The sequence below is a fragment of the Pseudomonas sp. CFBP 13719 genome (genome assembly GCF_014842095.1).
Classification (GTDB): Bacteria; Pseudomonadota; Gammaproteobacteria; order Pseudomonadales; family Pseudomonadaceae; genus Aquipseudomonas.
In genome coordinates, this window is the sequence record NZ_JACYVB010000005.1 from 77,117 (window position 1) to 88,959 (window position 11,843).

Here is an 11,843-nt window from a genome sequence, read left to right on the forward strand (position 1 = left end):
GCGCAAGCCGCGTCGGCGGTACATGCGGTGTATCAGCCTCACCGCGATGAAACCGCACACCGCGTGCGGCGTGCCCGCCCCATCCAGGCTGATCGCGCCCCCTGTAGCAGCGGCGCAAGCCGCGTCGGCGGTACATGCGGTGTATCTTGTTCACCCCGATGAAACCGCACACCGCATGCGGCGTGCCCGCCCCATCCAGGCCGATCGCGCCCCCTGTAGCAGCGGCGCGAGCCGCGTCGGCGGTGCATGCGGTGTATCTGGTTCACCACAGTGAGGCCGGACGCGGCTTGCGCCGCTGCTACGGGATCAGGCCTTGACCGGTTCTACGGCAATTTCCTGGACCTCAGGTTTCTTGATCACTGCATACACCACCGCAGTCAGCAAGGCCCCGGCAACGATGGCCAGCAGATACAGCAAGGCATGGTTGATCGCGTTGGGAATCAGCAACACGAACAGCCCACCGTGGGGCGCCATCAGCTTGCAGCCGAAGTACATCGACAATGCGCCGGTCAACGCGCCACCGACCAGGCTCGCCGGGATCACTCGCAGCGGATCCTTGGCAGCGAACGGTATGGCGCCTTCGGAAATGAAGCACAGCCCCAGCACCAATGCCGCTTTGCCGGCCTCACGCTCGGTCTGGGCAAACTTGCGCCGGGCCAGGAACGTGGCCAGGCCCAAGCCAATCGGCGGCACCATGCCGGCGGCCATGGTCGCGGCCATCGGCGCGTAGCTCTGCGAGGCCAGCAGCCCTACCGAAAACGCGTACGCCGCCTTGTTGATCGGTCCGCCCAGGTCGACGCACATCATCGCCCCCAGCAGCACACCCAGCAGCAAGGCATTGGTAGTACCCATGCTGTCGAGGAAGGTGGTCAGGCCAGCAAGCATGCCGGCCACCGGCTTGCCCACCACGTAGATCATCACCAAACCGGTGAACAGACTGGCCAGCAGCGGAATGATCAGAATCGGCTTCAGCGCTTCCAGGCTCGCCGGCAGGCGCGCATAGCGGTTGATCGCCTTGGCCGCGTAACCGGCGATGAAACCGGCCGCGATACCGCCGATGAAGCCCGCACCCAGGGTGCTCGCCAGTAAACCACCAATCATGCCCGGGGCAAGTCCCGGACGGTCAGCGATGGAATAAGCGATGTAGCCCGCCAGCAGTGGCACCATCAGCTTGAATGCCGCCTCGCCACCGATCTGCATCAACGCCGCTGGCAAGGTGCCCGGCTCCTTGAACGCCTCGATACCGAACACGAACGACAGCGCAATCAGCAAACCGCCCGCCACCACCATCGGCAGCATGAACGACACACCGGTCAACAGGTGCTTGTACACGCCGGTCTTTTCCTGCTTCTTGGGCGCACCGGCAGCGTTGCCGGTGGACTCCACTTCACCTTCGGCCAAGGCCTTGTTCAGCGTGGCCTGGGCCTGCTTCAAAGCGATACCGGTGCCGCAGCGATAGATCTTCTTGCCGGCAAAGCGCTCGGTGGCCACTTCGATGTCGGCGGCCAGCAGCACCACGTCGGCTTCGTCGATGGCCTGCACGCTCAACGGATTGCGCGCACCCACCGAACCTTGGGTTTCCACCTGCAGTTCATAACCCAACTGCTTGGCGCCTTGCTGCAATGCCTCGGCCGCCATGAACGTGTGCGCCACCCCGGTCGGGCAGGCGGTGACCGCTACCAGCCGTGGCGCGCGCGACGCGGCCGCGGCGGCTGCCGGTGCCGCGGCATAGGGCTTGGCCTGATCGGCGGCCTGGCGCAGGAAGCCGTCGACGTCCTGCAGGGCGTGGGCCGGGCTGCTCTGGAACAGACGCTTGCCGACGAAGCGGCTCAGGTCCATGGCGCCGGTGTTGACCACCAGCACCCAATCCGCGTTCTCGATATCGGCTGCGCTCAGGCGCAGTTCCGGGTGTTGCGGGTCGAACACTTCAACGAAGGTGGTCCAGCCCTGGCGACGGGCCGCAGCGTCGAGCAGACGTGCGCTCAAGACGCTGGACACCCGCCCGCTGGGGCACGCGGTGACAATAGCTAGTTTCATCTTCAACCCTCTTATTGTTCTGTCAGCGGACGTACGCTGACGCCGCTTTCAAGCCGCGCCAGGTGCGCGGCATCACTGATTCCGAAGCCGATCTGCGTCACCGCCATGGCGGCGATCGCCGTGGCCGTGCGCAGGCTGTGTTCCGGCGCCTGCTCGCTGAGCAGACCGTGCACCAACCCGGCCAGCAGCGAGTCTCCGGCACCGACGGTGCTGGCGACTTCGACGGTAGGCGGCAAGGCCTGCAATGCCAGGCCGGCGGCGAACCAATTGACGCCGCGTTCGCCCTGCGAGATCACCACATTGGCGACACCGTCAGCCAACAGGCGCTGCGCCGCAGCCGCTTGCTCGGCCGGCGTTTCCACGGAACTGCCGAGCACCTCGGTAAGCTCGTGGGTATTGGGCTTGATCAGCCATGGACGCGTCTTCAAGCCCGCGCGCAAGGCAGCCCCGCTGGTATCGAGTGCTACCTTCAAGCCCATGTGCGCAAGCTGTTCTAGCAGTGCCTGAAACCATTCAGGGCTCACCCCACGCGGCAGGCTGCCGGCCACCACGACAGCATCATGGCCCGCTGCGATGTCGTGCAGGCGTGCCAGCAGAGCGGCCTGGGCCTGGTCGTCGACCACCGGCCCGGGACCATTGAGGTCGGTGACCCGGCCACTTCTTTCGGCCAGCTTGATGTTGCTGCGCGTCTCACCCGGTACGCGAATGAACGCATCGGTGAAACCGCGTTGAGCGAACAAGGCCTCGAACGGTTGCGGGTTGGCCTCGCCCAGAAAGCCGCTCACGGTCACCTGATGGCCGAGGTCGGCCAACACCTGGGCAACGTTGAGGCCCTTGCCGGCGGCGTGCCGGTGCAAGGCATTGCTGCGATTGACTTCGCCCAGTTCCAGTCCGTCGATTTCCACGGTCAGGTCCAACGCCGGATTGAGCGTCAGGGTCAGGATGCGTGCCATCAAGATTTCTCCACCAGGGCACGTACCTGCGCAGCGGTGCCCAGCCCGAGCGCATGCCGGGCCAATTGTTGCGCGTGGCTGAGCGTCAGCTCGCGCACCCCCGCCTTGACCTCGGCGATGCTGCGCGCCGAGACACTCAATTCATCCACACCCAGGCCAACCAGCAACGGCACCGCCAGCGGATCGGCCGCCAGTTCGCCGCACACGCCGACCCACTTGCCGTAGTCGTGCGCCGCACGCACGGTGATGTCGATCAGTTGCAGCACCGCGGGGTGCAGGCCATCGGCCTGGGCCGAGAGGGTCGGGTGACCACGGTCGATGGCCAGCGTGTACTGGGTCAGGTCGTTGGTGCCGATGCTGAAGAAGTCGACCTCGCGGGCCAGCACGGGTGCCAGCAATGCCGCCGACGGCACCTCGATCATGATGCCCAGCTGCAGGTCCTTGACCGGGATCTCGCGGCGCACGCGCTCGGTCATGTCCTTGGCCTGGCGCCACTCTTCGAGGCTGCCGACCATGGGGAACATGATCCGCAACGGACGGTTGTCGGCGGCGCGCAGCAGTGCGCGCAGCTGGCCTTCCATCACGTCGGGGCGCTGCAGGGTCAGGCGAATGCCGCGCACGCCCAGGAACGGATTTTCTTCCTTGTCGATCGGCCAGTACGGCAAGGGCTTGTCGCCGCCCACATCGAGCGTGCGCACCACCAACGGCCGACCTTGCAGGCCATCGAGCACGCGGCGGTACTCGGCTTCCTGCACCGCTTCGTCCGGGGCTTGCGAATGGGCCATGAAAATCAGCTCGGTGCGCAGCAGGCCAACGCCTTCGGCGCCCTGCTCCACGGCCTTGGCGACACCGGCGCTTTCGCCGATGTTGGCGAACACTTCCACCGCGTGCCCGTCGAGGGTGACGGCGCTTTCCATGCGTCGCTCGGCAGCCGCCTGCAGGCGCTGCTCGCGACGGTCACGGTCGGCCAGCGCCCGTTCCAGCACCTCGGGCGCCGGGGCCACGGTCAGCAGGCCGCGCTGGCCGTCGATCAACAGCGCAGTGCCAGCGGCAATCTGCAACACCGCCTCGCCTGCACCGACCACGGCAGGAATGCCGAGGGCACGCGCCACGATGGCGCTGTGCGCAGTGGCACCGCCACGGGCGGTGAGAATCCCGGCCACGCGTGTCGGGTCCAGCCGGGCAACGTCGGATGGGCCGACCTCGTCCATCACCAGAATATAGGCCTGCTTGGGTTCTTCCAGCGTGGGCACGCCGCACAGCTGCGCCAGCACGCGGCGGCCGATGTCGCGCAGATCGGCTGCGCGCTCCGCCAGCAGGGCATCCTGCAACGATTCCTGCTGCACCGCAGCCGCTTCGATCACCGTGTTCCAGGCCGCGGCAGCGCTTTCGCCCTGCTGCAGGCGGGCAGCGACTTCATCGGTCAGGGCCGGGTCGTCGAGCATTTCCTGGTGAGTGACGAAAATTTCGCGGATGGCTGGCGCCTGGGCGCGCTGGATCAACCCATCGATGTCCTGACGGACCTGGCCGAGGGCGGCTTGCAAGCGCTCACGCTCAAGCGCCACGGACTCGCCGCGCTGGGGAAATTCGAAATCGTGCAGCACCTGGATGTGCGCCGGGCCCATGGCGATCCCGGGGGCAGCGGCAACACCCTGCACCTGCGCGCCCGTGCGTGGCGCCTGTGGCTTGACCTTGGCCGCCTTGGTCACAGTGGGCTGCACAGGAGCAGCCTCGGTCACGCTTGGCAGTGGTTCCACTTCCTCGCCCAGGCCCTCCTCGATAGCCGCCAGCAACGCCGGCAAGGCATCGCCGGCAATGCTCGGCTCGGCGACCAGTTCCAGGGTCTGACCGCGCTGCGCACCCAGGCTGAGCAGCTTGCTCAGGCTCTTGGCAGACACCGCGAGGCCGCCGGACTCGACCACCCGCAAGCGGATCTCGCCTTCGAAGCTCTTGGCCAACTGCGCCAGGATCTTTGCCGGGCGTGCGTGCAGGCCATGTGCGTTGGCCAGCACGATGCGTGCGCTGGGCCAATCGGCAGGCAGCTCGCCGCCCAATGCTTCGAGCACGGCGCGGGTGCTGGTGGCAGCGCCCAATTCGTTGCCGCGGCCTTCGATGAGCAACGCGCACAGGCGTTCGAGCAAGGCCTGGTGAGCTTCGCCCAGGCTGGCCAGGCAGAACAGCCCGGTCAGCGGCTGGCCCAGGTAGCGCAGGGGTTTGTCGGGAGTGACGAAGGCCAGGCCCGGACGCTTCACGGTCTGTTCGCTGTGCAACCACCACAAGCCATCGCCCAGCGGCAAGGCTTCGACCTGCTGAAGCAGCGCGGCAAAACCATTGCTCACGCAGTCGGCCTGGCGCAGCAAACGCGCACCACGCCAGACCAGTTCCTCGAAATCTTCGGCCATCACGCTCAGGCCGATCATCTGCGCATCCAGCGCCAATTCCTGCGGCGCTCCTTGCAGTAGCTTCAGCAGCGCGGGTGCATCGGTGGCCTGGCGCAGCGCTTCACCCAGGTCGGTTTCACCCAGCGCGCGGGTCAGCAGTTGCAGCAGGCGCAGGTGTTCGTCGGACTTGGCGGCAATGCCGATGGCCAGGTAGACCTTCTGGCCGTCACCCCAATCCACGCCTTCGGGAAATTGCAGCAGGCGCACGCCGGTAGTGAACACCAGGTCACGGGTATCGGGCGTACCGTGGGGAATGGCGATGCCTTGGCCCAGAAAGGTCGAGCCTTGAGCTTCACGCGCTTGCAGGCCGGCCAGGTAACCTTCGGCCACCAAACCATCGGCAACCAGTTTGTCGGCGAGCAATTGCAGGGCGGCGGGTTTATCCACGGCGCTCTGGCCCATGGATATCTGCTCTATAGTGAGCTCCAGCATTGCCTCTCTCCTTTACAGCGGCGGCAGCGCGCTGAGGTATTGTTGTGAAGTGTGAGCATAGAGCATCGAGGTGCGCGCTCTGTACTCTTGATGGGTCCGGCCTGCGTTGCCGAGGGTAAGGATGAGACCTCGACAAGAGATGTTTTACGGCAGGAAACACGCAGGCTGAAACGTTTAATCTAGAATGCAGCGCACGTTACTCGATAATCTTCGATGATTGAAGTCCAACCTGTCGGTTACGTTGCCTGAACTTAGCCTGGCGCCACCCGACAAACGATGAATGAGCGCGCTCCAATGCCTCGGCACCGGCGCGACGACACTAAGGAATCAACGGTTGAAACTCAGCGATATTGCTCGCCTGGCTGGCGTCTCGGTCACCACTGCCAGTTACGTCATCAATGGCAAGGCCGCTCAACAGCGCATCAGCAAGGCGACGGTGGCGCGCGTCGAAGCCATCGTCCAGGAACAGGGCTTCACCCCCAACCCCCAGGCAGCCGGGCTGCGCAGTCGGCATACGCGTACCTTGGGCTTCATCCTGCCGGACCTGGAAAACCCCAGCTACGCGCGCATCGCCAAGCTACTCGAACAAGGTGCCCGCGCCCATGGTTACCAGCTGCTGATCGCCAGCTCCGACGACGATGCCGCCAGCGAGCTGCAGCTGCTGCAACTGTTTCGCGCCCGACGTTGCGACGCGCTGTTCGTTGCCAGTTGCCTGCCGGCCAGCGACGACAGTTACCGTGAATTGCAGGCCAAGGGCACGCCGGTGATCGCCATCGACCGGATGATGGACCCGGCGCAGTTCTGCTCGGTGATCAGCGATGACCGCAACGCCAGCCTGCAATTGACGCAAAGCCTGCTGTTGCCCAAGCCTCGCCACATCGCCTTGATCGGCGCACGGCCGGAACTGAGCATCAGCCAGGCGCGAACCGAAGGCTTCAATACTGCGCTGGCCGATTTCGATGGCACGGTGCTGGTCGAGCACAGCGAATACTTCAGTCGCGAAGGGGGCCAGCAGTCCATGCAGGCCTTGCTCGACAAGCTCGGCCACCTTCCCGATGCGCTGGTGACCACCTCCTACGTGCTGCTGCAGGGCGTGTTCGATGTGCTGCAGGAGCGGCCGCTGGATTCCCAGGCAGTGCACCTGGGCACGTTCGGCGACACCCAACTGCTGGACTTCCTGCCGCTGCCGGTCAACGCCATGGCCCAGCAGCACAACATGATCGCCAGCAAGGCATTGGAACTGGCACTCGCCGCTGTGGAACAAAAGCAGTACGAGCCCGGCGTGAATGCCTTGGCCCGGACCTTCAAACAGAGGATTCACGAGGCCTGATGGCGCGCTTGATCGACACCCATACCCACCTGGACTTTCCCGACTTCGATGCCGATCGCGCCCGCGTGCTGGACAACGCGGCAAGAGACGGCGTGGAACGGGTGGTGGTGCTGGGTGTGCATCAAGCCAACTGGCAGCGGGTGTGGGACCTGGCGCTGGCGGATGAGCGGGTGTATGCGGCTTTGGGCCTGCACCCGGTGTTTCTCGAAGAGCACCGGCCCGAGCATGTGACTGCCTTGCGCGAGTGGCTTGAGCGTTTGCACGGACACTCGAAGCTGTGTGCAATCGGCGAGTTCGGCCTGGATTACTACCTCAAGGACCTGGATCGCGATCGGCAGCAGGCGTTGTTCGAAGCGCAGCTGCAACTGGCCGTGGATGTGCAACTGCCAGTGTTACTGCATGTGCGCCACAGTCATGCTGCCGTGATCGCGACCTTGAAGCGCTTCAAGCTGCCACGCGCAGGGGTCATTCATGCATTCGCCGGCAGTTGGGAGGAAGCACGCGAGTATTTGAAGCTGGGTTTCAAGCTGGGCCTGGGTGGCGCGCCGACCTGGCCGCAGGCGCTGCGCATGCACAAGGTACTGCCGCGTTTACCGCTGGAGGCCATCGTTCTGGAAACCGACTCGCCGGACATGGCGCCTGCCATGCATCCGGGTGTGCGCAACAGCCCGGAGCATCTGCCGGACATTGCCGAAGCGTTGGCGCGCATCATGGGCACCGACGCCGCAACCCTGGCAGCGGCCAGCACCCGGAACGCCAATGCGGTGTTTGGTTGGCCGGATACGCAGTGACCCCCGCAAACCCTGTAGCAGCGGCGCAAGCCGCGTCGGCGGTCAACACCATCAACCCTGCAGAATCACGCCAACACCGAACACACCGCCAAAACCGCGTACCACAACACCCCTGCGCGCACGACCATCTGCCACAGGCTGTCCAGCGTCTCCACTCCCACCTGCCCTACCACCGGCGCCGGAACGTCACCGGCCACCCGCCCGACGCGATCGATCAGGGCCGCGGCGGTGATTTCCCAGCTGAGCACTTCGTGCAGCATCACCCGGCTGACTGCCACGAAGTTGCCGACCAGGGCAAAACTGGCCGCCAGCAGGCGCACCGGCAGCCAGTCCAGTGCGTGACGCAGCCGCTGCGCCCGCAGGGCTACCGCAGGATGCCGAGACTGCTCGGCCACCAGGGCCACCAGCCGATAGACCAGCGCTGCAACCGGACCCAAGGCGGCGTACCAGAAAATCACTGCGAAAAAGCTTTGATAGGCCTCCCACAACAGATGCCCCTGCACCCTTTGCAGCAGGCTGGCGCCGGTGTCGGCAGTGACTCCCATGTCGCGTTCGGCCACATGCACCGCCGCCTGGGTGTCTTCACGGCGCCAGGCATCGCGGAACGGCCCCAGGCCAACAGTGATGTCTCCCCGGCCCAGGCTGTAGATCAGCACCAGCAGATGCACCGGCAGCGCGAGCAAGCCATACGCTACCGGCTGCAGCGCATACAGCACGAACGCCAGCAGCAGCGCAGGCAGCGCCACGCCGATCCCCAGCACCAGCCACGGCTCGCGCGCCAGCCCTGGCCGCGCTTCGAGCCGATGCAGTTCACCCAGGAAAAAACCGTCACGTTGCACGCGCTGGCGCAGCCCGGAAAACTTCTCGGCCAGCAGGACCAGCAGCAGCACCAGAAAAATCATCGTGCATCCTCTTCATTCAGCAATGCGGCACGGTAGCGTACCCAGTCGAAACAGGGGCCGGGGTCGGTCTTTCGGCCCGGGGCAATGTCGCTGTGGCCGCAGATGCGCTCCACGCTCAATGCCGCAAAGCGCTCGAGCAACAGCCGAGTCAAGGTGACAAGCGCTGCATACTGGGCATCGGCGAAGGGTTGATCATCAGTGCCTTCCAGTTCGATGCCTACAGAAAAATCATTACAGTTTTCGCGGCCATCGAACAACGACACGCCAGCGTGCCATGCGCGATCCAGACAGGAGACGAATTGCGTCACCGTACCGTCACGCTCGATCAGAAAGTGTGCGGACACGCGCAGATGGGAGATCCCTTCGAAATAGGGATGTTCGGTGTGATCCAGGCAGTTCTGGAAAAACTCATGCACCTTGCCCGTGGCAAACTGCGCGGGAGGCAAGCTGATGTTATGGATGACCAACAGCGAGACCTCGCCGTCGGGACGCTCATTGAAATTGGGCGAGGGGCAATGGCGAACGCCGTCGGACCATCCTGTGAGGCCATTCAAGCGCATGAGATCAACCGCATCTGGAGTCCTGCCTGAAATCAAGGCGCTCCAGTATGAACCCTCACGCGCAGGAAGACAGCCTGCGCGTCGCCGGTCAGTGTGCCTTGAGCTTGCGCAGGTTGGTGACCACCGAATCCAGTGCACGATCGAACAGCAGAGTGTCATCGAGCACCCGCACGGTGCCGCGGCGGAACTCGATCGCCAGGCCCATGCGGGTCTTCTCCAGCACCTTCATGCCGGTGCGGTTGACGAACACGTACTTGCCCGAAGTTTCGATGATCGCGGTCAGCTTGCAGCGCAACTTGAACTCGTCGTTCTCCTGCAATTCCACCCAGCTGCCAACGCGCAGCTTGTCGACCTGCAGCAAGCCTGGATCATCATCGGGCAAGCGCACCTGGGCCTCGCTGTCGGCAGCTTCGCCCGGAGACGCAAGCACGATTTCTTCGACCACCTGCACCAGCGATTCCTCACCGGCCGTGACGCCTTCGACATTCGCCAGATCACGCTGGAACGCCTGCACATGTAGCACCTCCAGCTGGCTGAAGAATTCACTGGTGGCGAACGGATCGAACGCGGTGCTGGTAAGACCGTCGCGAAGGGACTTCAACAGCCCCGGTACCAGTTCCAGCAGACGCATGCGCATGTCCGGGTCGTCGTGGGGTTCGACGCTCCAGATCAAATCGTCGACCGTGGACAGGGCTGCCTGCCACTCGGACGAATTGGCCCCGTGTTTCAGGCACACCAACAGCAACACGCGGCTCCAGGCGTCCTGCAGCACGTTGATCACCACCTGCGGCAGCGTGCGCCCCAGCAGACGGCTGTTGAGTTCCTTCTCGACCAGATGCCGCGCCAGATCCGCACGAGCACGGCCCTCCTCGGCATCACGGGTACGCTGTTCGAGCAACTCGCTGCGGCGACGCTCGTCGTTGCTGAAGGCCAGGAAATCGACCAACAGCTCGGAAAACAGCGACGTGTCGTCGACAAAATCGTTGAGCAGGCGCTGGACGATCTGATCGATGCGCAGGTACAGCGCGTCGCGCTGGTAATCGTCGCGGCTGCCCCAGCCCATCGCCGCCGAGGCGATTTCGTTGAGCAGCCGCCGGGCCGGGTGCGCACCCCGGCTGAAAAAGCTCTTGTCCAGTACTGCGACCTTGAGCATGGGAATCTGCAGACGTGCGATCAAAGCCTTGAGCGAGTCGGGCAGATTGCGATCGTCGAGGATGAATTCGAACAGCATGGCAATCAGGTTGATGACGTCTTCGTCCATCACCCCCACGACGCGAAACTTGCCGCTCTTGACGCTGACGCGGGTCAGCAGCTGTTCAAGCTGCTGACGCAAATCGTAGTCGTTCTGTGGCGGCTGCTGGGGCACGTATTGCTGCAAGTGGGACAGCAGGCGCAGCAGATCGCTGGTCGAGATCGGCATGGCCTCGCTCGGCGGCTCCATCTTCGGCGCCATGCTGCCACGCAGGTCGTGCAGCAAGTCCTGCAGGGCGCCGAACGCTTCCTGCACATTCTCATCGCGCTGAGCGGACTTGCTCGGCGCCTCGGCGCGCGTTTCCGGCTCGGCAACAGCGGGACGCGGGCGGTCGCTGGAGCGATCGGCGGCGCGACGCGCAGGCGCAGCCTTGAGCTCGGGCAGGATTCCGGCTGCGATAAGCAGTTGATTGGCCTCGGCGTACAGCTGATCGGTATCGGTAAGGACGTATTTCTCGAACAGCTTGAGGATGATCAGCTTGACCTTGATCTCCACACCCAGGCTGCGCCCGGCCTGGAGAAAATAGTCGCACAACATGACCGGCCCTAGCGGGTTGGTGGAATCGTCCAGGCGGCGGGTCAGCAGTACATTCAGGCGGGTGGTCAGTTGGCCCAGGGCAAAACTGTCACGGCTGAGGACCTTGGCCACCATGGCATCCAGTGCCACCGTGCGTTCCAACTCATCGTTGGGCACCAGCGCCAGTTTGTCGTAGCTCAGCGGCGGCGGCGCGCTGGCCTCGACCGTGTCGTACTGACCCACGCGCACGAAGCTTTCGTAGAATTTCTCGAGGAAGCCGCGCTCGATGCTCTTGCGCTTGAGGCGCAGGTCGCGCATGGCTTCGAAGAAGGTATTCTGATCGACGTTGTTCAACGCCCGGTCTGCCATCTCGAACAGCGTATCGTCGGCGTTATCGAACAACACCTGCAGGGCCTGCTTGAGTTGCAGCGCGGCTTTGTCGCGCACCTGCAACAGGACGACAGGCAGGCGCACACTGGCAGGCTGACTCGCGTGATCGGCGGCAGCCTTGTTCAGTGAAATCACTTTCCCATCGTTCGCCATCAAGACCCCCACCAAGAGAAATAGAGCGTCGACATCCCTGTCAACCACGTGACGTCATTTACCTGACCTCACCGACAGTGATCTCT

8 protein-coding genes are annotated in these 11,843 nt (G+C 64.3%); 2 read left to right on the forward strand and 6 right to left on the reverse strand.

What is annotated here, in order from left to right; translation table 11 throughout:
• Positions 1 to 306: 306 nt before the first annotated feature.
• From IFT57_RS16750 to ptsP, 3 genes are read right to left on the reverse strand one after another with little or no spacing between them, the layout of a single operon-like run.
• Positions 307 to 2,037, reverse strand: a complete 1,731-nt coding sequence (locus IFT57_RS16750; RefSeq protein ID WP_192152109.1) for a PTS fructose-like transporter subunit IIB — start codon at positions 2,035 to 2,037, stop codon at positions 307 to 309.
• An 11-nt stretch (positions 2,038 to 2,048) separates the two neighbouring features.
• Positions 2,049 to 2,990, reverse strand: coding sequence for a 1-phosphofructokinase (gene pfkB, locus IFT57_RS16755; protein ID WP_192152110.1), 942 nt, complete (start codon positions 2,988 to 2,990; stop codon positions 2,049 to 2,051).
• The gene (ptsP, locus tag IFT57_RS16760) at positions 2,990 to 5,863 is read right to left on the reverse strand and encodes a phosphoenolpyruvate--protein phosphotransferase (RefSeq protein ID WP_192152111.1); all 2,874 of its coding nucleotides are present in this window, start codon (positions 5,861 to 5,863) and stop codon (positions 2,990 to 2,992) included. The genes pfkB and ptsP overlap by 1 nt, the downstream gene beginning before the upstream one ends.
• 334 nt (positions 5,864 to 6,197) lie before the next feature.
• On the opposite strand from ptsP, the gene cra reads away from it, so the two are divergent.
• Both cra and IFT57_RS16770 read left to right on the forward strand, forming a co-directional pair.
• The gene (gene cra, locus IFT57_RS16765) at positions 6,198 to 7,193 is read left to right on the forward strand and encodes a catabolite repressor/activator (RefSeq protein WP_122795357.1); all 996 of its coding nucleotides are present in this window, start codon (positions 6,198 to 6,200) and stop codon (positions 7,191 to 7,193) included.
• Positions 7,193 to 7,984, forward strand: coding sequence for a TatD family hydrolase (locus IFT57_RS16770; protein ID WP_192152112.1), 792 nt, complete (start codon positions 7,193 to 7,195; stop codon positions 7,982 to 7,984). The genes cra and IFT57_RS16770 overlap by 1 nt, the downstream gene beginning before the upstream one ends.
• A gap of 65 nt (positions 7,985 to 8,049) precedes the next feature.
• On the opposite strand, the gene ampE is transcribed toward IFT57_RS16770, so the two are convergent.
• The 3 genes from ampE to IFT57_RS16785 form a co-directional block, all read right to left on the reverse strand.
• Positions 8,050 to 8,886, reverse strand: a complete 837-nt coding sequence (ampE, locus tag IFT57_RS16775) for a regulatory signaling modulator protein AmpE (RefSeq protein WP_192152113.1) — start codon at positions 8,884 to 8,886, stop codon at positions 8,050 to 8,052.
• Complete coding sequence (gene ampD, locus IFT57_RS16780; RefSeq protein ID WP_192152114.1) at positions 8,883 to 9,446, reverse strand: 1,6-anhydro-N-acetylmuramyl-L-alanine amidase AmpD; 564 nt, start codon at positions 9,444 to 9,446, stop codon at positions 8,883 to 8,885. Before ampD ends, ampE begins: the two co-directional genes overlap by 4 nt.
• 88 nt (positions 9,447 to 9,534) lie before the next feature.
• Complete coding sequence (locus tag IFT57_RS16785; protein WP_192152115.1) at positions 9,535 to 11,757, reverse strand: DUF1631 domain-containing protein; 2,223 nt, start codon at positions 11,755 to 11,757, stop codon at positions 9,535 to 9,537.
• Positions 11,758 to 11,843: the final 86 nt, after the last annotated feature.

Coding starts and splice junctions, on each gene's coding strand:
- IFT57_RS16750 (WP_192152109.1), bottom strand. CDS start 2,037: ATGAAACTAGCTATTGTCACCGCGTGCCCCAGCGGGCGGGTGTCCAGC.
- pfkB (WP_192152110.1), bottom strand. CDS start 2,990: ATGGCACGCATCCTGACCCTGACGCTCAATCCGGCGTTGGACCTGACC.
- ptsP (WP_192152111.1), bottom strand. CDS start 5,863: ATGCTGGAGCTCACTATAGAGCAGATATCCATGGGCCAGAGCGCCGTG.
- IFT57_RS16770 (WP_192152112.1), top strand. CDS start 7,193: ATGGCGCGCTTGATCGACACCCATACCCACCTGGACTTTCCCGACTTC.
- ampE (WP_192152113.1), bottom strand. CDS start 8,886: ATGATTTTTCTGGTGCTGCTGCTGGTCCTGCTGGCCGAGAAGTTTTCC.
- ampD (WP_192152114.1), bottom strand. CDS start 9,446: ATGCGCTTGAATGGCCTCACAGGATGGTCCGACGGCGTTCGCCATTGC.
- IFT57_RS16785 (WP_192152115.1), bottom strand. CDS start 11,757: ATGGCGAACGATGGGAAAGTGATTTCACTGAACAAGGCTGCCGCCGAT.